The organism is Streptomyces pseudogriseolus (genome assembly GCA_002154585.1).
Classification (GTDB): Bacteria; Actinomycetota; Actinomycetes; order Streptomycetales; family Streptomycetaceae; genus Streptomyces; species Streptomyces pseudogriseolus.
This window is the reverse complement of sequence record MUNG01000117.1, coordinates 13,452-35,668: the sequence shown is the minus strand read 5'-3', so window position 1 is coordinate 35,668 and position 22,217 is coordinate 13,452. Positions and strand designations below refer to the sequence as shown.

The window sequence follows — 22,217 nt, the reverse complement described above, 5'->3', positions numbered from 1 at the left end:
CTTCCAGGAGTCCAAAGTGCTGCGTACTCTGTTCAAGTCCAAGATCTAGCGTTTGGGTGTTTCCGCAGGTCAGAGCCCTGATCGCGGCCTCCAGGTCAGCAAAAGGTCAGCTTCGGGCCGGACGGTGTCCGGCTTGCTGACCTGCGTCTACGGCAGGGGCCTTCTGCGCCGCCCATCGCCCTGCTCGGAAGGCTTGATGCGTGGCTCGACAGCTTGCTCGTGGGATGGGGTCCTTCTTCAAGGAGTGCGGTTGTTCCAGGCCGACTCGTTGCCCGCACCCGTACACGATTCGGTTCAGGGACGCTCTCGGTAAACAGCGTGAAGAGGCTGGTTTCGGCACGCAGGACGACGCGATCGAGCGCCTGACGCAGATCTACGCGGAGAAGAAGAAGACAGCGCCATCCGTTGCTGAGGCCCGCCGGGAACTTGGTCAGCAGACGGTCGCGGAATACGCGAAGCAGTGGCGGCCCCGGCAGCGGAGGATGACCGAGTACTCCACGGGCTGGCACGTCGACAGCTCCATCAACGTGCACATCATCCCCCGTCTCGGATCAAGGAAGCTGAACTCGGTCACGCCGATCGTGGTCGAGCGTTTCCTGGATGAGTTGGAGACCGACGGGGTCGGGCGCGGAAACCAGGTGAACATATCCCGTGTTCTCAAGGCCATCCTGCGGGATGCCTATGGCAAGGGTGCCATGGCGGACGACCCTCTGAAGGGGGTCCAGGAGCCGGAGTACGTTCGGGAGAAGGTGGTCATTCCCTCCCTCGACTATGTGAAGAGAGCGCTGACTGTCGCGGATCACATCCTCGCGCTTGAGATCGTGATGATGGTGGGCTGCGGCCTGCGAAACGGGGAAGCCCGCGCGGTGAACATCAACAATGTCGTGGCGGACGACGTCTACCGGGTTCACGAGCAGATCCACTCGAACATGCACAAGCCGGCGAAGCTGAAGCACCGCAAGGCGGGGGAGTTCCGAGAGGTTCCTCTGCCGCGCTCGGTGCGAGAAGCGATGGAGCGTTACGAGGAGAAGCACGGCACCACGAAGGACGGCTACCTCCTGCGTGGTCCCAGCGGCTACTACACCGAGCCGATGGAACGCCGACGTGTGCAGAAGCTCTTCAAGGCACTCCCTGCGCAGGACGGTGCGGGCATGTACAGCTTCCGGCACTATTTCGCCTCGAACGCGCTCGGGAACGGGATACCGATCACCGACGTAGCGGAATGGATGGGACACAAGTCCATCGAGGAGACGTATCGCACCTACCGGCATTTGATGCCGGGGAGCATCACGAAGGCGGCGCGTATCCTGGACGCCGGCCTCTGGGAAGCAGCCTGATTCCGTCGGCTCTTCGGAACAGCAGGTTCTTCGTCTGCTGTTGACTGAGATGCGCCCGCGCGCCTCTAGCGCAGCATGTCCACGAGGGTTTCGCACAGGGCCTTGGCATCGTCCAGGGCGTTGCGGCATACCGTTTCGGTCAGTACGAGACGCTGCCCGATCTGCGCGGATGAACCAGGCACCTTGATCAGGTACTTCTCGTCCACGATGCCGTCGTTATGGGTGAAGACGTGCCGCACGGCCCAGGTTTCGAGGAGGCGTTGCCACGTTTGCGAGCCAAGGGCGGCTCGCAGGTCGGGGAAGCCGGCGGTGACGATCAGATCGGCCATGTGGTCGAGACGCTGGAAGATGGCCCCCTTGCCGTTGAGGAGGCTGGCCGCGTTCGGCACGGCCGCGCGGAAGAGGGAGGAAGCCAAGGCTTCCACGACTCCGACCACGTTCTCTACGGTGTCGACCCAGTTGCGCGTGAACACTCCCTGCTCCCGGAGCAGTGCCTTGGCGTCCGTGGGCAGGGCTTCCAACGCGTCCAGGCGGGCGGTATCGGCCTGGAGGGCATCGAAGGCGACCGACGCGGCCGGTAGCTGACCGCACACGGGGCAGTACCGGTGTTCCCCGAAGACTGCGTAGTTGTTCTGGCATCCCGCGCAGGTGCGGACACGGACGAGTTGCTCCTCGTCGATGCCGGGCAGCGGGCGGGGGTAGAAGGGCTGCGACCTGTAGGAGAAGGAGATGCTGCCGCCGCGCGAGCTGCGTGCCAGCCCGCCGAACATTTTGTCCAACTCCTGGCTGACCATCTGCATGGCGAAGTCACCTGCAGCGCGCATGATGCGATCGCGCTGCTGCTCGGTCATGAACTCCGAGTGCTCCGCGTGGTGTCCGCAGTAGACGCACCAGAGGGCGAGGCTGTCGGGTAGCGCCTCGTACTGCTGAACGTCCATGCGGAAGACCAGCGAACACTCCGGGCACTGGCGGCCGAAGAACCCGTTGTCATCGGAAGGAATGCTGACCCGCATCTCGAACGAGTCGCCCTGACGGCCGACGAGTTCCGCACCATCGGCCATTCTGAACCTGTGGTGGTCACGCATGAGCTGACTGTTCCCCTCGGTGCTGACAGTGGGTTTTGTGCGTGCGCCGCTGGTCAGCGGTGACAGGTGATGCGTTCCTTGAAGAGGTCGAAGCCGCGTTGCATCATCGCGACGGTGCGGTCTGTGGCCCAGAACAGCACCTTGGGGGAGCTGGTGATTTGTGCGAGGGCAAGGCGCCCCTGGGTGTCCACGATGTTGCGCTCCAGGATGCTGAGGGTGCCGTAGATGTCGCCGTGTGCCAGCGAACTGCAGCTGCTCCATACGACTTCGGCCTCTGCAGAGCCCATGAGAGTCAGGGCTCCTGCTTTCCGCACGATTTCCGAGTACGTCGCGGGCTTGAGGACCCTCTTGGCGTCGGCAGGGTCTGTTCCCGCCTTGATGACGAGGTCGGTCAGCTGCTGCATCCGTACGTCCAGCGGCCGCCTGGGCTGTTGATGGAGCAGCGCGTTCATGCGGTCGGAGTTCTTGTTCTCGCCGGCCTGCATGCACAGTCGCCGCTGCACGCGGACGAGGCGCTGGTTGGGCCCGAGCATCCATACGGCGCGGGCGCTGTTCTCGAAAGCGCCTCGCAGCAATGAGTACTGCCCGTGGGTGTGGAGCGTGATCGACACCGAGTTGTCCCGCGGGTCGTCCGCAAACGTGGAGCGGAAGCAGTGGAGGTGGTCGACGGCCACGCCCAGAGCGTTCCAGGCGTTGTGCGACACCTGGTAGGGGTCAGTCTTGGCGTCGTCCCCGGCCAGGGCGCTGCCGGGCTGCACCTGCCACTGCCTGGAGTCGGACTGGGTGAGGCTCTCGTACGGCCTGGCGCTGTCCAGCAGTGCAAGGATCCGTCTGAGGTATTGATCTTCCTCAGTGGTGGTTGTCACGACTTGAGGGTATGGGTGAAAGTCGTACTAGTGCGCGGGATTTACGTATCTCGCCTAACCGTCAAGTCGGGATGACCGGGGCGGCTAGATGTACGAGCGAGGCCGCCCTGGGGGCCCGAGTCCGTAAGGACGGTGCGACGGTCAGCGCCTTCTTGGTCCTGCTGTCGGCAAGCGCGGCGAGGTACCGCTCTGCGTCGAGTGCGGCCTGGCAGCCATCGCCAGCGGCCGTGATGCTCTGGCGGTAGGTGTGGTCGACGACATCGGCCGGCGGCGACGGCACCGGGGATGCTGGTGCGCGTGGAGGGCGAGACGACCTTGCTGTTGGCCGCGGTGCGGTCCGCGTCCCTCCGGCCTGAGAGTCGGCCCGAACCCCTGAGTCGCAAGTTGCAGCGACAGTGGCAGGCGGGTGATCTAATGTTGCCGCTGCCTCACCCGATCTTAGTGGATTGGCATCTGGTTCCATGTGGGATTGCCGGTCCCGTCTCAGGTAACGCTGTCCGTCAGTCGAATCGGATCAACGGCGTTTGCCTAGCTCTGGAAGGCCACCCGAAACCACTGCGCGGACGACAAGTTTGTCTCGCTCACTCTTCCAGCGTTCGACCTGCGCGGCCCGCTGGTTCGCGAGTTCCTCTGCACGCTCGGTATGCTGCATCGCTCGCCTGGCGCGCAGTTTCTCCGACGCATCGCGCTCAGCCTGCTCGTGCGCCAGCCGCTCCGCTCGCTGCTCCGGGGCCTCAACTCTGCGATTGCGGAACCGTCGACGCCACGAACGGGCTTCCTTCAGGGCCTTCTGCTCGGCTTCGCCGTCTCCTGCTTGACGAGCCGCTATGGCACGCCCCAAGGCATCGCGGTACAGCACCTGGAAGTGGTTGTAGTCATCTCTGCTGATCGTCGCCATCGGTCTCCCGCCCCCAGATCTGCGATGTCCCCCGACCTCTACGGTGGGTCACGCCGGTTGTCGAGCGTAGTTGAAATGCCGGCGTGACGCCTGACCGACAACTAACCTCCGCGGATCAGGTCGAACCTGTACACCACTTCGTTGGACGTAACCGTGCCCGGTCTGCAATGGCTGATGGCTCGTCGGTGAGGCTTCGGGCGAGAACCGTCCGTCCGCATCGCCCTGCTCAATGACCCCGGTGGGGTGGTCGTCGGACGCCGCCCCTTGTAAGGCGTGTATGGCCACGGGACCTTCACACGAGCGTGTTGATAGCAGGATGCGTCTGCAGCCGTCTTCCCAGAGGGGGCCCGACACCGTGCTCATCATTGCGCGCCTGCTGCTGCCGATAGCCGCCCCGCGTCGAGCCCACCGCCACCAGCCCCGAGGCACTGCGCGAGCAGGTCGAACGGAGCCGCGCCAAGCTCGGGGAGACGGTCGAGGCGCTCGCCGCGGAGACCGCCGTCAAAGCGCGCACCCAGGAGAAGGCCGCCAAGCAAGCCGCTGCGGAAGGTATCGTCAAACAGATTCAGGGGGTGGGCCATTGAGGCATTTGACCATTCGTGTGGCTTGGCACGACACTGCGTGGGACGGGAGGGTCTGCGCTGCGCCGAGTCGTAATGGCTACTGCACCGACCTGCAGCGGATCCGGGTCGAGCGCGACGACGCCGCTGAAGATGCGCACGCCGGGAGGGACGTGTCCACTCTGTCGGCGGAGGCGATGCCCCCATGTCAGGCAGAGTCCGGCCTCTTCATGAACCCGCGGCCATGGACCCGGTACATCGACCATCCGTACACCACCGTGGAGCAGGCCAAGGGCACACACGGCGCGCTCCGGACGGCCAAGGTGCTTGTGCCGCCGTTCTCGACGTTCGCCACGCCGTTCTCGTGGATGTTGAAGGAGCGGCAGAGCCGCATCGATGAGCGTCTGCCGGAAGGCTTGCTGCCGCCGGAGGGCCACGCGCCCTTTCCCACACCCTGGGTTTTCTCCGGTCCGCGTCAGCAGGCGCTGCTCGATCATGTCTTCGGTCAGGTCACGCGTGGCAGGTCACTCGCGTTGTTCTATACGAAGTCCGGCCATCCCCTCGGTGACCACATCCCTCGACTGGTAGTTGGCGTGGGCAGGGTGACAGACGTCGGTCGCCTGCTGCCGTTCCCGCAACGCGGAGTTGACGGTCGGCTTGTCGACAGCCCTTACCCGGCCTGGGACAGGCTGGTCAGTCACTCCATCCGTCCCCAAGGCGAAGAGGGCCTGCTGCTGCCCTACCATGCCTACTTGGCTTCGACGGGTGATCCGGCCGAGGACGCCCGGCGGCGTGCGCTGCTCTCCGAAGTCGCCGTGGGGGTCGACAACGCGCATGTCAACGCCTTCTCGTATGGCGCCGAGCTGGCAGGTCCGGATGTCGCGCTCGCCACGCTTGTTCGCTGCCAGGAAGCGGTCCGGGCGATCCGCGCTCATGGCATCGCGCCGGGCCCATGGGAGGCACGCGAGGACTGGCTGAACGAGCGCATCGCCGAGGCGTGGACCGATCGAGGCGCCTTCCCGGGCGCCGGCGCGGCGCTGGAAGCGCTGGGTCTGCGGCTGGGAAGCAGCCTGGTACGGGAGCTTCGGGCCTCGGGGACGCTGGCATCGGACGAGAACCCGTGGCCACTGCTCGGGGCGCTCCTCGAGGGCCGCGCGAAGCCCCCCAGCCCGGCCTACGACGCGCCACTCCGCAATGCCAGCGGCACATGGCGCCACGTGGCATCAAACCCGGCCAAGCGGGACCTCCTTCATCTACTGTCCCGATTCGACCTTACGCTGGAGGCCGCTGCTCGCTGGTTCAGGTCGGAAGAGCGGAACCGAGCGACGCTCACTCCTATCGATGACCCCACTCTCCTGGCCAACCCCTACCGGATCAGCGAAGCAGACCTCGGAGATCAGAACGATCCGCCGGTGCCGCTCAGCACCATCGATCTCGGTGTCTTCCCGGACGACACCATCAGCGTCAAGCACCCGTTGCCGACGTGCACATCGCCCTTCGGTGACACTCTGGACCCACGGCGGGTTCGCGCGGGTCTGGTCGACGTTCTGCGCCGGGCCGCGGAGGACGGCGACACGCTTCTGTCCGCCGATGAAGCGGTCACCCGCCTCGCCGGTCTGCGGGTGGGGCGGCCGCCGGTAGTCCCCGTCCACTGGCTCGAGGGCAACAGGGATGTCCTCGCCGAGGAGGTGCAGGTCCTGGACCTCCTCGCCGATCCAGACGGTGGGGCAGTGTTGCCGGCAGTGCAACTGACCAACCGCGGTGAGACCGCGAAGTACTTGGCGAGGGTCCTCGGAAAACGGGCGGGCAAACCTGTGCCCAGCACCGGAGAGGACTGGACTGCGCTGCTCCGGGCTCGGCTTGCGGAGCAAGAGGTCACCGTCGCCGATGGCGACGAGCGGGCTCGAACGGCGTTGGCGGAGCAGGCCGCCGCGCTCGAAAGGATCACGACGCGGCGTCTCGCCGTGCTGGTCGGACGCGCCGGTACGGGTAAGACCACCGTGCTCGGTGCTCTCCAGCGGAGCCGGTACCTGCAATCCGGCGGCATGCTCTTCCTCGCTCCGACGGGCAAGGCCACGGTCCGCCTGGGACAGAAGACCGGCACCAGGGCCTACACAGTGGCGCAGTTCCTTCACCAGCACAACCGGTACGACGGCTTGCGACAGCGGCCGTTGTTCTCCCCGCCGAAGGGTACAGCCGCAGTGCCCACGGCAGCTGTGGCCACCGGGTACGGGACAGTCGTCATCGACGAGTGCTCGATGCTGAGCGAGGACGACTTGCGCGCGTGTCTGGAGGCACTCGATCTGGGTGTCACCAAACGGCTCATTCTGGTGGGGGACCCGAACCAGCTGCCACCCATTGGTCCAGGTCGCCCGTTCGCCGATTTGGTTTCCTACCTTGAGGCGGCCGACGAGACGGTGCGCGCGTGCGAAGAGCGCGGAAGCGACCCTGACCGGGCGGTGGCCGCGCGGGCCGGTGCGCTGGCCCGACTGACGGTCGAGCTGCGCACGGCGGCGGGTGCGCCGAGCGCTGCACTGCGGCTTGCCTCTTGGTACACGGCCGAGCAGCAGCGCGTGGACGCCGACGACATCCTGTCCGAGCTTGCTCCGGGGGGCACCGGCCCAACGGGGTACGGGACCGTCTCGGCACCGGCGGACACGACGGTCGGCGGCGGCGCAGGAGCGGGGAGCGATCTGGTCATCCGGTACTGGAACACAGCCGAGGAGCTGGATACGGCGGTCCTGGAGACCCTCGTGGACGCCCTCGACCTCAGCGGGCCGGGGGACATCGAAGGGTTCAACAAGGCACTCGGCCTGACCTCCGAGGGCTGGGTGCCCTTCGACGACCACAGTGGCGCCCACAAGTTCCAGGTGTTGTCGCCAGTACGTATGGGGCCGCACGGAGTGCACGAACTCAACCGGCTGTTGCAACGGACGTTCAGAGCATCGGAACTCGACCGGGCCCGCCGATGGGGTCGCACGCTCGGCCCCGAAGAGATCGTGGACAGGGACAAGGTCATCCTGCTGCAGAACGGCGAACGCATCGGCTACGACCACGGCCGCAACCAGCGCACACGGCCGACTTACCTGGCCAACGGAGAGGTTGGGCTGGTCAGCCCGAGAAGAGGGCAGCGAAGCCTGTCAGTCGCGTTCGCCGACCGTGAGCAGGTGCGGTTCGACTTCAGCTCGAGGGACGTGCCGAGGTCCGGTGGCGGCGCTCTCGAACTCGCCTATGCCCTGACCGTCCACAAAGCACAGGGCAGCGAGTTCGGCACAGTGATTGTCGTGATCCCCGCCACGGGCCGCTTGATGAGCCGGGAACTGCTCTACACGGCGCTGACCCGTGCCAAGACCCGGCTCGTGCTCCTCGTCGAGGGGACCGACACAGCAGGTCTGCTCTCCCTCGCCGCTCCGGACCGCTCGGAGACCGCACGGCGCAACACCAATGTCTTCTCCGACGCGGTCCGCCGAGCCGACCTCGGCGCGCCGTTCGCCGACCACCTCATCCACCGCACGAGCGGCGGACTGTACGTGCGGAGCAAGAGCGAGCTGATCATCGCAAACTTGCTGGAGCACGAAGGGGTCCCCTTCGCGTACGAGCGGAAACTTCCGGGAGAGTTCACCGGCGGTTACCGGCTTCCCGATTTCACCTTCACCACTGATGACGGGGACACCATCGTGTGGGAGCACCTCGGGATGCTCGACCGCGACGACTACCGGGCCGGCTGGGAACGGAAGCGGCAGTGGTACGAGGCCAACGGCTTCATCGAGGGGCAGAACCTGTTCACGTCGTCCGAATCCCACGGGCCCCGGGGAGGACTGTCGATGCCCGATCTGTACACGACGCTCGACGGGGTGCGCGCGGCACTGGAGAGCGACTACTGACGCGCACGCCGGGCCGTTGGCACAGCCAGTCAGCGGCCCATCCCCGGAAACCAACGTTTTTCCACCCGGCTCCAGTGGTCAGCGTGGGGCCCCTTCATGTCGCTGACGACTGGCGCCAGAAAGTGGCTCGATTGCTGGCGGCGGAGGGCGGGCAGCGGCACGTGGTGCCCCTGCGAGAGGGCGTGCTCGACTGCCCGTAGAGCGGAGCTGGCCACGGTGGCGGGTGCCGGTGTGCGAGGCCCACCATGGCCGTGGACGCGCACGGTGCTGTCGTGACCGGCGACGGCGAGCAGGCCCCCGTCGGGGGAGAAGGCGACCGACCAGACCTGATTGGTGTGCCCGTCGAGCGGTTCGCCGACCGGTAGCCCGGTCGCGGGATCCCACAGCCGCACGGTCCTGTCCCGGCTGGCCGTGGCCAGCAGCCGGCCGTCCCAGGAGAATGTCGCCGACACGACCGGGCCCGTGTGCACCGGCGGCGCGTAGGCGAGGGCGTAGCGGGGCGAAGGCGCTGCCGTGGGCGAGGTCTCCGGTGGATCGCTCACCGGCTCCTGCCGCACTGGGTGAGCCGGTCGTCGCGTCGGCCGTGCCGACGCGACGGCGACCCACCGGGCACGCCACGGCTCCAGCCCGGGTTATTTACGGTCAGGCGGTGGGCACTCCTGGCCGTATTCGCCCCGGGACAGCAGCGTGCGAACGAGCAGCATCACCTTGTCCACGCTTATGTACTTGCCGCTGAGCTCCGCGCTCTGTATGGCGATCGGCAACCACGCCTGCTCGTGGGCGAACAGCTTTCGCGCGCGGGCCTCGATGCACGCGGCGGCGGATTGCGCCGCTCCACCCTCAGGCGGCTCAGGTGAGCGGCCTGAGCCCGTAGCCCGCCCGGTCGGTGGCCTCGGCATGCTCTGCCATGGGCTTCGGCGCCCCTGTGAGCCCAAGTCATCGGCAGCATAGGGGCCTTCGGACCGCACCGAACTTGACGCGACTGTCTTGTACACCCGTGCGGGACACGGTCGTACGTAGGTGTTCGGCTGAACACCCACTACGTATGGAGGAGTTGCGTGAGTGATCGGCGTTCGCCGGATCCGTTCGATCCCCGCAGTGAGAGTGGTGAAGAAGGCCAGAGGCGAGGAATGTCCACTCCACCTGACACCTTCCTGTCCCTACACACTGCCGTCATCCTCCTTGCAGCCGTCGCCATTGGCATGGTCGTCGGCTGGCTAATCCTCACCGGGGCCCCGGTCGCGGCGGCTCCCATCGCGCGTGTGTTCAGCGCCGGCGGCAGCCTTCCGGCCCTGCGCACCCTAATCGGATGATCAACGGCACCACCGCTCCAGCTGTGAACGGCTCCGCGTGGGGCGGGCGCGCGGTGTTCAGGGGCGGGGGACTTCCGAGTGCTTGAGCTTCTGCACGGACCAGGTTTTTTCGCATGCAGGGCATGTGGCGCTGTCGATGGACGCGTGTCAGAATTTGTCCTACCCCTTTGTCTCTTGAGATGGTCGTCTCACGTCTTCATCGGAGGATCCCGAGTTGGGGCAGATCGACACCCGCCTCATCCAGACCGCGGTCATCGGAGGCCGCGACTCGGACCAGCCGGTGATTCTTCCTGAACAACCGCATAACTTAGATGAGTTCATCCGGCAGTTCGGCAGGGACGACTTCTGGTGCGGCACGCTGCTCGGCGGCTGCGGGGAACCGCTGCGTCCCAAACGGTATGTGACGAGGGTCTGTCACTTCGCCCACGAAGCCGACCCCGGTCGCGGGGAGTGCCACCGGACCAGCCACAGCGCGGACGGCGCCGACCACCTGTTCGTCAAGGCCCATGTCACTCGCTGGTTGGCCGGACAGGGGTACTCGGCCCAGGGTGAATTGCGCAGCTTCGGGCACTGCCACGGCGATGCCGTGGACTTCCGGCTGCGTCGCACGAGAACGCATCTCCGCTTCGAGCTCCACTCGGAGGACTACCGGAGCTGGCGCAAGGCGGCGGACAGTCTGGGCGCGAAGGAAGGCCGCATCGAGTGGGTCTTCGGCCGGGACGACGCGCTCGCTCGCGACATGATGGCGCGTCGCGGGTACGCCCTCCTCGTGCGGTGCGAGACCGAGGGTAATGGCCGGCGCGTGTTCATCGGCACCGCGACCGACGGGAGGAAAACGCTCTGGGTTCCGCTGGAGCACTGTCGGATGACCGAGAGCGGCCTCGTTACGCCCGCGCTCGAGGAGCTGCGTGCCGAGGGGGTGATCCGCGACGACGGCATCGGCCGCGAGCCGTTTCCCGGCAGCGTGGTCCTTCCCCGCGGACAAGTCGTGTTCGCGGTGGACACGGAAGCGGCACCCCTGGCCTCGTCACCGTTGGCCATGCCTGGCAGGCGCCTGATTCCTGGCTTCGTCAAGCCGGCGGGAAGCCGCATCGTCCGGGCCCACCTGTCTCTGCCCGACACCGTGCCGCCTCCCACGGACCAGTACGTCTACCAGCTCGCGGGTTCGGTCCGGCTGCTGGTCACCGACGTCGTCGAGGGAGGCCGGCTTCTCGTGGGCGGTCCGCGCCGATGCCCTGGTACGGCTCAACGGCCTGGAGGCGGAGCGCACCGGGTTGTGGCGTCCCAGCGTCGCGCTCGACGAGAAGTACGTTCCGGCGGCCCGCGCCTCCAGTGCTTGTGAGCGGACCCCCCTCACCGAATCCGCGCCCGGCGGGCCCAAGGCGCCAGAGACCGCACAGGGGAAGGCGGCCGACGAGCTCAGGAAGGTGCTGGAGGAAGTCGCGGCGAAGGGTGCCACGATCACGTGGAGCGATCTGGCCAAGAGGCTAGGCAGGTGGGTCCACGACCTGCCGAACACCGGGCGCCAGGAACTGCTGGTCGAGGTGGACAGGCCGCGGGTGCCCGATCACCCGCTGCTGAGCGTCCTTGTCGTCACCCACATGGGCAGGCCCCTTTGGTACCTGGGCCAGGTGCTGAGCCGCCTCGGAGCCGCCGAACCGGCCTCGGAGTTCGCCCTGCAGCAGTGGGCGGCGGCCGAGACCAGGAAGACGCACGAGGCGTACGGACACCGGAGGGCACGCGCGTCGGTCGCTCCGCCGTCCGCTGCGAAGCGGCCGGCCGCCGGGGAGCGGGCACCGTTCGGGAGCGACGTGGACCAGGCACACCGAAGACGCGCGGAGATGAGGGAGAAGCTGGAGGAGGCGTCGAGGACCCGGGCCCGGACGAAGGGGACGCGAGCCCAGCGCCTGGCACAGGCGATTCGGCAAGGAGAAGAGCATCTCCACCGGTACGAAGAAGTCCGCTCCCAGAGGAGGGCCCTCCGTGACTGGCTAGGAGAGGGCGACCGCGTCCTGGACCTCCTCATCGGTCTGATCGGCCGCCCCATTACCGTCACCCCGGCCAGGGCGGAGCGTCGGGCCGTCGCTCCCGACCCGAAACCGGCCAAGGCTCTTGAACCGAAGCCGGTCGAGAAGAAGGATCCGAACCTCAGGAAGATCCGACGCCTGCTCGGTGAACTGGACCGGACCCATGGGCACCGGCCCACCCAGGACCTGCTGCGGCTGCTCGACGAGATCGGGAAACATCGCGATCAGCTCGCCCGACCACTGCCCGCCGCGGAAACCAAGCTCGTCGAGCGGTGGCAGAGCAGGCTGGAGGACCGAAGGTCCGCCGAGCGCTCCGCCCAGGCGGCCGCCGCCTCGCGGAACACATCGGCGCGGACGGGACGCACCGCCGAGCCACCGCAGGACGACCGCCTGCCGGCCGAGAGGATCGAGAAGCTGGTCCCCACGGTCCGCGACATCCTCGAAGAACTGGCCCGCGCCGACGGCACTCCTCTGAGCTGGGGCGACCTCCGGCTTCGGGCGGGTGGGCAGCTCCCGTTCCTGCACCCCGACGACCAGGTCGCGTTGCTTGTCGTGGTGGATCGGGGCACACCGGCTGACGAGCCGCTCCTGTCCACACTGGTCGACAATTCCGTAGCCGCCCCGCACCGGCTCTATCGCCAGGTGCGCCTCGGCCTCGGCCGGGAGCCCGTCCCTGATGCGGAGCTCGAGACTCATCGGGCCATGGAGGCTCTGCGGTTGCGGCAGATCTGGCGTTACCGGCGGTGAGTGGGTAGCCCTTCCGGCGCCCGCGACGGGGCGAGGGCGAAGCCGTGTGCGTCATGCTTCGACCGGCGTCGTTCAGCACCGCCCGGACGGTCTTGCCGCAGGGTGGGCCGTGAACGCGGCCGTGCAGGACGGCGGTGGCGACCAGCTCCCGCCTGTCCCTGCGCCTTGGGCATGGCGAAGAGGGGAAATGACGCGGAAGCGCTCGATCGTGTGGCGGGGGAGCGTGCTGGTCGGCTCTGCCTTCCCGCTCTCGCACTCGTCTGCGAGCCGGGATCGAATTAACCCCCGAGCAGGCCCAATGTCGCCGACTCTCGAGGTGTCTGATGAGGCGTCAGGTAAGTCAGCATCCACTCGGCATCAGTCCCGTACGGCTCCTCGCGCGTGCGCCCGGTCGGTGGCTTCGCGGCAGCACCGTCGAGGGATTGGGGGGACTACTGGCCCGGGGATGGCTCGTGATGGAGCTTCGTCTCCTGCACTGTTTGGTAGGTCAGCGGATCTTCGACCACGTTTGACCTTTTCCGCAGGTCAGACACCTGACGGGACGTCTCAGGTCAGCAAATGGTCAGGATGGAGGCACGGAGGAGGGCTGGCTTGCTGACTGGTGACTGCCGCGGCAGGGGGCCTGGGCTCAGGTGCGTGGCTTCCATTCGGAAGGACCGCTTCGTGGGTCGACAACTCGTCGGCGGTATGGGGTTGTACATCAAGGACCGCGGCTGCGCTCATGGCCGACCCGGTGCCCCCGTCCATACACAGTCGGTTTGAGGGACGCACTGTAGTCCGAGGTCTGGGCCTGACGTCTTCCGCGGTGTCACGAACCAATGGGACTATCCCCGCCGCGTTGATATTCTCGCGGTCAGCCCAACAGCGCTTGTGGGCGTGGGGGTTCGCAGCTGGGGGAGGCTCGATGAGACCGCGTCTAGTCTTCGTGCATGGCGTGGGTAAGCCGCGCGACGCCGAGGCAGTGCTGGAGGAGTGGCTGCGCGCGGTGTCCGACGGCGCGCGTGCCGCCGGACACTCCCGAACGGCCGCGGAACTGCTCGACGGCAAGGCGGTTGACGTACGGTTTGCGTATTACGGCGACCTATTCCCCGCCCATGGTGTTCCGGGCCGTGGGCCGGCTGCTCCTGCCGAGCCGCATGAGGACGAGGAATTGCTAGAGATGCTCCTCGACGCCGTTGACGAGCGCCTCGCCGTGCCCCAGGACGACGCCGAGGAACAGGTTCTCCGGCTGGCCAGGAACAAGCTGGCGCCGACGGGCGAGCCGCAGGGCGCCGGTGACGTCCTGCGGCGCGTGCTCGTCGGTGCCAACGCGCTGTTCACGCTTCGAGGGCTGCGCACGCTGGGTGGTTGGGTAAGCGCGGCGGCGATGCTGGGTGATCTCCGTCAGGTCAGGTGGTACCTGGCGCGCAAGCACATCGACGAGGCGGGACTGAGCATCGATGAGCGTATCCGTGCCCGGGTTACCGCGGAGCTCGACCCTACCGGTCCTACCGTCGTCGTCGCGCACTCCCTGGGGACCGTGGTGGCGTTCGAGACCCTCCACCGGCACTCCGCGGAGGTGCCGCTGCTCGTGACGCTCGGGTCACCCATCGGGATGCGTACGGCGGTACAGCCCCGGATGCGCCCCCAGCCGGTGCGCACTCCAGCGGTAGTCAGCCGCTGGCTGAACTTCTGGGACCGGGACGACTTCGTCACGGGCGGCACCGACCTGGAGCGGTGCGTCGCCCCGAGCGCCTCACTGGTTGCCCCGGTGAGCACTCGGGTGGATTCCGACGGTCTGTATGTGCACCCCGCCGCCAAGTACTTGGCGCAGCCTGCCGTGGCAGGACCCCTCGTCGAAGCGCTTGATTCGGCCGCCGTCGTATGAGACCGCCCGCAACGGCGCGTCATTTGCTTGTGATCGCACCGCAGTGCTCTGCCCTAGGGCCTCTCACCGGTCTGGAGGAGACCGCCGAGTCTCTTCACAGTGCCCTCTTGGACCCGGGGGCAGGCGGCTGCGAGCAGGCCCCACCCGGGGTTCCTTCCCTGTTGTCAGGTTCGGATGTCAAGCGTGACGAGATCGACAAGGCGGTCCGGGAGGCGGCGGAAAGGGCAGGCGAGGCGGGAGCCGTGCTGGTCCTCGTGTTCATCGGCCACGGCACCACCCTCGGCCAGATGCCCAAGCTGTCTTTCATGGCGAGCGACTCCAGCGAGGACCTGTCCACCAGCGTCGTGGATATCGGACATCTGCTCAGCCAGGTCCTGGACGTGCACGGTGTGCAGGGCGTTATAGCCGTGGTCGACACCTGCCATGCGGGCGGAGCCGTGCCGGATTTAGGCATGCTGGCCGCAGGGGTCCGTCAAGGCGCGACCAGGCTGGCGCTCCTGATGTCCGCGGGCGCCACCGAGCCCGCGTACGGTCTCGCGTTCAGCCGCGCGCTCGTGCGCGTGCTACGTGAGGGCCTGCCCGGCGCCGGGGAGTTCCTCTCGCCGGCGGAGGTGAGCGAGTCCGTCAGCAAGGAGACGGGGACAGATTCCCGTCTGGTGACTATGGACGGCCTCACCTTCCAGCCCCGGCCCTGGCTGACGCGCAACGCGGGGCACACGCCGGGAAACGGGGGGCTTCTCCGTGCGGTGGGTGAAGAGGATCTGCGGCGGGCACTCGAGCCGCTCGGCGAGGCGGTGGCCGCCTTCCCTCTCGCCACGGCCAGCGATCTCGGGCGCCTGCGCCGGACACTGGAGGCCCTGGGCCAGCACCTGGCGAGACCCGACCAGCACATCACGTACGCCCTGCGCACGATCGACCGGCTGACGGACGCAGTGCGGACCTGCGAGTTCCTCTCGTCGTCCTGGCCGGGCAAACCCCTGGAGTCGGACCGCATCCGGCGTGCGTACGCGGTGGCGGCGCGCCAACCTGCTCCCGAGTCCAACGCCGACGAACTACTGCGCGACTGCGTCGAGTCGCTGTGCTTGCGGGTCCCGCTTGCCAAGGGTAGCCCTACGGCACCCTTGACCGACTTCGTTGCCATGCTCGCCGTGGAGGATGGTCTCGGGCGCGACACACCCCAGCTGACGACGTGGTCGAGGAGCCGTGGTGCCGTCGTGGAACTCACCGACGCCTTCGCCGTACAGGAGCGGCGGGTCGCCGAGCGCAGGTTGCGGCTGGTGATCAGCCTGCATGCGGCCGTCGCCGACGAGTGGCCTGAGACCCTGCTGGTCTGGCTTCTCGATGGCGACACGCTCGTAGACCGCAAGGACTTTGCCTGTTCTCCGACGCAGTCCGGGGTCGAGCGGCAGTTGGGTACCGTGCTGAAGTGGGCGGCCATGAAGGCTCGGAACACGGGGCTCCCGCTCACGTGTATTGACATCGCCGCACCCTCCGCGCTGCTCGCCAACTGGCGCCCGGAGGAGACCCGGCTCGGCCCCCGACTGGGGTTCCATTACGACCTCGTCCTGAGGTGGAGTGACAGACTGTCCCTGCCCGCCCACCTTGGCCTGATCAACGTGCTGGCCCGGCGCCAGCTCTACGCGATGAAGTCCGGTGCTGGAGCATCTGTGAGCTGGCTCGGCAAGACGGGGATCACCGAACTGTACGAACTCTTGGAGCGCCTCGGCGACGGCTGGTCCGAGCATGCCCTGGCGCTGAGCCACCGGCCGGAGCGGCTCGCGGAGCTCTTGGACTCTCTGCTTGCATCCGCCCCGATCGTGCTGTGGCCAGACAGCCCGGGTGACTTGCCTGCCGCCTCGCGAGACAGCGTGGAACGGTACTGGCAACAGCTCCCCAGGGAGTTCAGTGCTGCGTACCGGGACTCCTGGCGCCAGGCGTCCGGGCAGCAGGACCCCGCGGACGGTCGCAGTGACCTCGCCCGCGTGCGGTCCGTATGGCTTGACGAGCAGTGGCTGGACTTCTGCGACTGGTTCGAGACCCACTCCTTCGACGGAGAGAACGCACCATGACCTGGACTCCCTTCTACGTCGGCGACGGCGTCCCCCGAGATGTGGACCTCGGTGACCCGCCGCCCTGGCGCACCTTCCCCAGAGACCCGAAGCCCGAGCGGTTCCAGCCCCCGCCCCGGCTGGTCGAGGCGGTGAACGCCGCGCTTGCCCTCCGCCGTCCGCTGCTACTGACCGGTGCCCCCGGCTCGGGCAAGTCGTCCGTGATCAAGCAGGTGTCGGCGGAGTTGCGGCTCGGTGATCCACTGCGCTGGCACATCACCTCCCGCAGCACACTGGTGGACGCCCTCTACCGTTATGACGCCCTGGGCCGAATCCACGCGCAGCGTCTGGCGGGCGACTCAGGCGACGACGATATTGCCCCCTTTCTGCGGCTCGGGCCGCTGGGCACGGCTCTGCTGCCATCAGAGCGGCCTCGCGCGCTGCTCATCGACGAGATCGACAAGAGTGACCTCGATCTGCCCAGCGACCTTCTGGACGTACTAGAGCATGGTGAGTTCGAGATTCCGGAGCTGTCGCGCTACCGGGAGGACGTCGTAGAGGTGCGCGAATGGGCCGGTGACGACGTCCATCCGATCGTCAAGGGCCGCGTGCAGTGCGACAACTTCCCGTTCATCGTGCTGACGAGTAACGGCGAGCGCGACTTCCCCGCTGCCTTCCTGAGGCGCTGCATCCGCTACACGATGCCCATGCCCGACACCGATTCCCTGCGGCGGGTCGTGGCGGCCCACTTCGAGACGGCGGTGGGGTCCGCCGGCCCGGTGGACTCGCTGATCCTCTCGTTCGTCGAACGGCTCAGGGCGGGCGAGAGCCTGGCCGTGGACCAGTTGCTGAACGCCGTGCACGTGCTGACCAGCGCCCAAGCTCCGGAGGACGATGCGGCACAGGACGTCAAGGAGCTCATCCTGCGCGAGCTGACCGGTGCCTGAACACCCCGCGCCTCCTGACCGGGCGGAGCCGCAGGCGATCGGCTGGGATCGTGTCGTGGCGGCGATCGGCGCAGTGGCTCCCGAACTCGACGCGACGGCGCTCGCGGAAGCCCTCTGGCTCGCCTCCCGCATGGGGGCGTTTGCCCCGCCCGGAGTGAGCAGCCCTGCACCCGAGCCGGAGGATACGAGGCTGCCCCAGCCACCGACCGCCCCGTTCCTGCCTGCCGATGACGCCGGGCCCCGGAGCCGTCCCACGGCACTGGACGACCGGTCGGCCCGCCCGCTCCACGAACGGCTGCCTGGATCCCCCGGACGCGTTACTGGTCACGCGGTCGCCGTTCCCGGTGCCACGGCGCTGCCCCTCGCGCTGGAGATGACGCGAGCGCTGCGCCCCTGGAAGCGCCCTTGGCTAAATGGGCGGCGGCACGCGCTGGACCTGGACGCGACCGTAAACGGATATGCCCGCAGTGGGGAGCTGATCCCCGCCTTCACGCCCGCTCCCGAGCGCTGGTTTGACCTGGTACTCGTTATCGACCGCTCGCCCTCGATGCAGGTATGGCGGGAAACCGTCGACGCCTTCGCCGGCCTGCTCGACCGGCTCGGCGCGTTCCGCACACTCCAGGTCCGCGACCTCGTCCTCCACTCGGACTCCGGCATCGAACTCACCGACCGTCAGGGGAAGCCGACATCGGCTGGCCAGCTGGGCTCTCCAGACGGCCGTCGCCTAATCATGGTGGTATCGGACTGCACCGCTGCGGCTTGGAAGGGACCGGAGATCTGGCAGCAGCTGCGGGCGTGGGCCCAGCAGGAGCCCGTCGCCCTGCTGAACCCGCTGCCGTCCAAGCTGTGGCGCCGCACGGGTCTCGATCTGCCCATTGTCCGGGTCACCCCGGACGTCCCCGGCACCGCCAACAAGGGGCTCGCCTTCCAGCTGCCGCCCTTGCTGGCTCGTCATGCGGAAGGGGTAGGCCGGGACGCCTGGCTTGCGCTGCCCGTGTTGTCCCTCTCTCCGCACTCCCTGGGGCGCTGGTCCCGGGCCGTGATGCTCGCGGCACCCGATGGGTGCTCCGCGGCTCTTGTCCCACCCGGCGGCCGGTTGACGCCACTTGGCGCCTCTCGGCCCCCTACGCCGCGAAGCCCGGAGGAGCGCACGGAGCGGTTCCTGCGTACGGCAGCGCCCGCCGCCGCCCGGCTGGCGGTGCTGACTTCCGCCTTCGACCGGCTGAGCCTGCAGCACCTGCACGTACTCCGCCGAGAACTCGTCCCCGAGGCAACCACAGAGGACCTCGCCGAGCTGCTCGGTTCCGGTCTGTACACGCTGGACACGGACACCAGCGACCGCGTGATCCTGCAACCAGCGCCACAAGTGCGAGAGCGTTTGGAACAGGCGCTGACCGAGCACGAGGCTCTGCAACTGAGCCGGGTGCTGAGCCGTCACATTTCTTCGGGCCGGGACAGCGGGGGCCGGCTGTCGGCGGTGGCGGGCGGGGCGGACGGCACGGACGATTTCGTAGCGGAGACGACGCCGGTCGGTATTGCCTGGTCCCGGACGCTGGAACTCCTCGGGCTGCCCGCGCCCGCGTCCACGCCCCACGGCCGCGCGGGCGGGCCGGAGAGCATCCGGACAGGGGCACCGTCTTCTGACACAATCAGCCTCGCCCTTCGGGTGGCGCTTGCTCTCCTGCCGCAGAACTGGGCCGTAACCCCCAAGGAAATCAACGACGCCGTGGACGCTGTTATCGCCATGCTTGCCAGGCAAGACGCAGCGGTCGACCGGTCCACCTTGGTAAAGGAACTGGAGACTGCGGTCGCCCAGTTCGTCTCCGCTCCGGCCACTGTCCTGGACGATCCCAGGGGTCACATACCGTGGTTGCGTCCCGGCGATGTGACGTATGCACAGCAGTTCTGGTACCGCTACCGGACCTTCCTAGAGTACGGAAAGGCTTATCGTCCAGGCGTCGTCCACCAGCTCGACGAGGTCACAGACGCCCTCCTATCCCGGCTTGAGGACCCGCATCGCCCGGACCCCTGGCGGCGCTCGGGCCTGGTTATCGCTCCCATCGGCTCTGGCAAGACCACGACCGTGATCGGCCTCGCGGCCAAGGCGATCGACGCGGGCTACTTGACAGTCGTCATCCTCGCCGGCACGACCAATGTTGAGCGAGCCCAGATGCAGCGACGGGTCGACGAGGGGCTGCTGGGCTTCGACACCGCCTCTACGATGTCCGCGGACCGCGGCGCATACATCGGCGCGGGTGCCATGCCTGACTCTCGCCGCCTCACCATCCTCTCCATGACGGACAGCACCGAGCACGGTGACTTTACGTCGGCGAGGGCTATGCTTGGGGCCGCCGTTCCGGACTCTCTCCCACATGTCTTCGTGGTTAAGAGGAATGTCACCGTCGTCGACAAGGTCCATCGCTGGCTGGCGCAGGGGAGTCCGTCCACCGACCGCCCGCTGCTCGTCATCGATACGACGGACGGCGGAACACAGGCGGGTAATGCCCCTTCGGCGCTGGACGCGAAGGTTCACCGACTGCTGTCCGCCACCACCAGGACCGCCTATGTCGGATACACATACGCGCCAGTCCCGACGGTGATGCGAGACCTGGTCCCGGACTTCGTCTACACCATCCCAGCACCGCCGGACCATGTGGGCCCCGAACAGCGACTCCCTCTTGTTCGCATGGTGGAGGACCAGGAATCGTGGTTGCCGACAGGCCACCGTGCCGACCACGTGCCACCTCATGAGCTGCCGGCCTCCCTGTCTTCCGCAATCGACGCGTTCGTGCTAGCCAGCGCTGCGCGGAAAGCGCGGGGGCAGACCATGGCACACAACTCCATGCTGGTGTCGGTCAGCCGGTTTGTCGCAGTACAGGCACATGTCCGAGACCGACTGGCCGAGCACGTTAAGTCCGTCGCGGATGGGCTCCGAGAGCCAGGCAGTGCGCACGCGCGCCGCCTGATGTCCCGCCTCGAGCTTTTGTGGCGCACAGACTTTGTCCCCACGAGCGCGGCGTTCCTCGACGTGAACACCCAGGTGAGCCCGTGGGACGAGGTGTCCAGGCAAGTGGCCACCGCAGCCGGCGAGATCACCGTCATTACGGTCAACGGCAGCTCCGACAACATGCCCAGGTGGCACGAGCACGATCACAACGGCCTGAGTGTCGTGGCGGTGGGCGGCGCCAAGCTCGGGCCGGGGACCCTCCTTGAGGGCCTCACCGTCAGCTACTGCCTCAGGTCCTCGTCCACCTACGAGACGCTACGCCAGCTCACGGTGTCGCTCGGATACCGCACAGGCTACGAGGACCTGTGCCGTCTCTACGCCACCCACGAAGTCCTGGAAGCCCAGGAACGTCTCACGGCGATCATCGACGAACAACGTCAGGAGATAAGCGGGATGGCCGAACTTGGTGTCCCACCCCGCGAGGCGGCACTGTGGTTGCGCCCAGCCGACGTCTCACATAGTGTCCTGGCGGACGATCCGCCGCTGGTCAGGAAAGAGATAGAGAGCCTGTCCGGCAAGTCATGGGAGACCTCGCGCTTCACACTGGCGCCGAAAGACCTTCGCGAGAACTTTTGGACGCTGGAGAGCTTCGTCCGGCACCTCGGAGAACCCAGCACGGCCCTGATATCCCATGCCGACGGAAACCTGCTGTGGGGTGACGTGCCGCCCGACATGGTCTTGACGGAGTTCCTTGATGTCTATCGACCAGGCTCCCCTCGACTACGCGAGCGCATCGACCAGATCCGCGCCTACATTCGCCGGTGCGTGGCCCATGGGGAGCTGGGGAGGTGGACCGTCCAGCTGGTGAACCCGTCGAAGCCGCGAGGCGTGATCGAGGTGGCGGGTCATCGCATCGGGCTGGTCGTCCGCAATCCCGTCCTGCCTCTCGCTGCGAGCACGTATGCGGTACGGCGGCTGTCCAGCATTAGGAACGAATTTGCGGATCTCGATGAGAAACAATATGGCGCCGCCATCGACGCCACCCGTGCTGTGATGGTTGCCGAGGGGCCCGGATCGGGCGCGATCCGCACGCCTGCTTTGCCCTCCCGTGCCGCAGTGAATGCCGTACGGCGGCCGGATCAGGCTTTGCTGACCATTTATCCGATCCGTCATCCGATTCCAGAGGATATGGAAACAGAGGAGGCAGCCGCAGCTGTGGTGGGATTCGCCGTCAGTTTTCCGGTGTCGCCGACGTCCACAGAGTCGTCCGGTGAACGGGAACTGTCCTGATGCGTCAGGACATCGGCGGCACAGCGTCGCATCGGGCGGGCTTCAACCTGTTGCCCGCCGCCAGCGTGTGCATAATCGGAGCCCCCGAAGCGTCGGGTTCCAGTGGGGGCTTTCCTCAATGCGCTGGGCGGTGAGTCACTCTTGTGTTGACGTCGTGGGTGGCCATTCTCAGTCGGTGAGCAGTCATCAGTGAACATCCGCACACCGAGGTGACCACAGCCTTGCCTGGCATGGACGCCAAGCTCGAAGCCGAGTTCCTCGCCACCATGGCTGGGGACCTGGACGCTTGTGGCAGGGTCGACCGCCTTCCTGGCTTGGCCAGCCCAGTTAAGGGATGTCCGGGGCTGAGGCCGTGCGTGGTTCGACGAGGAGAAACTCGTGCCCGCGCGGACGGGCTGGCG

At 67.2% G+C, this 22,217-nt stretch carries 12 protein-coding genes and 2 pseudogenes; 9 read left to right on the top strand and 5 right to left on the bottom strand.

Translation table 11 applies throughout. The features are described 5' to 3' along the window. The first annotated feature begins 224 nt into the window (after positions 1 to 224). Entirely contained in the window at positions 225 to 1,337 is a 1,113-nt protein-coding gene (locus CCN29_RS12320) for a tyrosine-type recombinase/integrase (protein WP_086681676.1), read from the top strand. 65 nt (positions 1,338 to 1,402) lie between these two features. Here the strand turns inward: CCN29_RS12320 and CCN29_RS12315 are convergent, their stop codons facing one another. The 4 genes and pseudogenes from CCN29_RS12315 to CCN29_RS35335 all read right to left on the bottom strand — a co-directional run bounded on the left by CCN29_RS12315 (position 1,403) and on the right by CCN29_RS35335 (position 4,186). Continuing rightward, positions 1,403 to 2,422 carry a hypothetical protein gene (locus tag CCN29_RS12315; protein WP_086681673.1) on the bottom strand — a complete coding sequence of 340 codons (1,020 nt, stop codon included), beginning with the start codon at positions 2,420 to 2,422 and terminating at the stop codon, positions 1,403 to 1,405. A gap of 53 nt (positions 2,423 to 2,475) precedes the next feature. Then, positions 2,476 to 3,288 carry a hypothetical protein gene (locus CCN29_RS12310; RefSeq protein ID WP_086681670.1) on the bottom strand — a complete coding sequence of 271 codons (813 nt, stop codon included), beginning with the start codon at positions 3,286 to 3,288 and terminating at the stop codon, positions 2,476 to 2,478. A 61-nt stretch (positions 3,289 to 3,349) separates the two neighbouring features. Next, positions 3,350 to 3,605, bottom strand: a pseudogene (locus CCN29_RS35810) (hypothetical protein); the annotation flags it as partial. Between the two features lie 197 nt (positions 3,606 to 3,802). Further along, positions 3,803 to 4,186, bottom strand: a complete 384-nt coding sequence (locus CCN29_RS35335; protein WP_143661315.1) for a hypothetical protein — start codon at positions 4,184 to 4,186, stop codon at positions 3,803 to 3,805. Between the two features lie 428 nt (positions 4,187 to 4,614). Between CCN29_RS35335 and CCN29_RS12305 the strand changes: the two are divergent. Next, a pseudogene (locus CCN29_RS12305) lies at positions 4,615 to 4,734 on the top strand (DUF3618 domain-containing protein); the annotation flags it as partial. A gap of 53 nt (positions 4,735 to 4,787) precedes the next feature. After that, a complete protein-coding gene (locus CCN29_RS12300) occupies positions 4,788 to 8,630 on the top strand; it encodes an AAA family ATPase (RefSeq protein ID WP_086681667.1) in 3,843 nt (1,280 codons plus the stop codon). A 29-nt stretch (positions 8,631 to 8,659) separates the two neighbouring features. Here the strand turns inward: CCN29_RS12300 and CCN29_RS12295 are convergent, their stop codons facing one another. Beyond that, positions 8,660 to 9,172, bottom strand: a complete 513-nt coding sequence (locus tag CCN29_RS12295) for a WD40 repeat domain-containing protein (RefSeq protein WP_442538335.1) — start codon at positions 9,170 to 9,172, stop codon at positions 8,660 to 8,662. Positions 9,173 to 10,157: 985 nt separating this feature from the next. On the opposite strand from CCN29_RS12295, the gene CCN29_RS12285 reads away from it, so the two are divergent. The 6 genes from CCN29_RS12285 to CCN29_RS12260 all read left to right on the top strand — a co-directional run bounded on the left by CCN29_RS12285 (position 10,158) and on the right by CCN29_RS12260 (position 21,816). After that, on the top strand, positions 10,158 to 11,285 hold the full coding sequence (locus CCN29_RS12285; protein ID WP_086681658.1) for a competence protein CoiA family protein: 1,128 nt from the start codon (positions 10,158 to 10,160) through the stop codon (positions 11,283 to 11,285). A gap of 85 nt (positions 11,286 to 11,370) precedes the next feature. Then, positions 11,371 to 12,717, top strand: a complete 1,347-nt coding sequence (locus CCN29_RS12280; RefSeq protein WP_143661314.1) for a hypothetical protein — start codon at positions 11,371 to 11,373, stop codon at positions 12,715 to 12,717. Positions 12,718 to 13,651: 934 nt separating this feature from the next. Beyond that, positions 13,652 to 14,584: an alpha/beta hydrolase gene (locus CCN29_RS12275; protein ID WP_442538334.1), complete on the top strand. Its 933-nt coding sequence runs from the start codon at positions 13,652 to 13,654 to the stop codon at positions 14,582 to 14,584. Between the two features lie 161 nt (positions 14,585 to 14,745). After that, positions 14,746 to 16,653: a vWA-MoxR associated conflict system protein gene (locus tag CCN29_RS12270; RefSeq protein WP_442538333.1), complete on the top strand. Its 1,908-nt coding sequence runs from the start codon at positions 14,746 to 14,748 to the stop codon at positions 16,651 to 16,653. Further along, positions 16,650 to 17,579, top strand: a complete 930-nt coding sequence (locus tag CCN29_RS12265; RefSeq protein ID WP_086681646.1) for an AAA family ATPase — start codon at positions 16,650 to 16,652, stop codon at positions 17,577 to 17,579. The genes CCN29_RS12270 and CCN29_RS12265 overlap by 4 nt, the downstream gene beginning before the upstream one ends. 55 nt (positions 17,580 to 17,634) lie before the next feature. Then, entirely contained in the window at positions 17,635 to 21,816 is a 4,182-nt protein-coding gene (locus tag CCN29_RS12260; RefSeq protein ID WP_442538332.1) for an SAV_2336 N-terminal domain-related protein, read from the top strand. Positions 21,817 to 22,217: the final 401 nt, after the last annotated feature.

What these genes read in the sequence shown, in the direction of transcription:
- CCN29_RS12320 (WP_086681676.1), top strand. Translation starts at nt 225, where the DNA reads ATGGGGTCCTTCTTCAAGGAGTGCGGTTGTTCCAGGCCGACTCGTTGC.
- CCN29_RS12315 (WP_086681673.1), bottom strand. Translation starts at nt 2,422, where the DNA reads ATGCGTGACCACCACAGGTTCAGAATGGCCGATGGTGCGGAACTCGTC.
- CCN29_RS35335 (WP_143661315.1), bottom strand. Translation starts at nt 4,186, where the DNA reads ATGGCGACGATCAGCAGAGATGACTACAACCACTTCCAGGTGCTGTAC.
- CCN29_RS12265 (WP_086681646.1), top strand. Translation starts at nt 16,650, where the DNA reads ATGACCTGGACTCCCTTCTACGTCGGCGACGGCGTCCCCCGAGATGTG.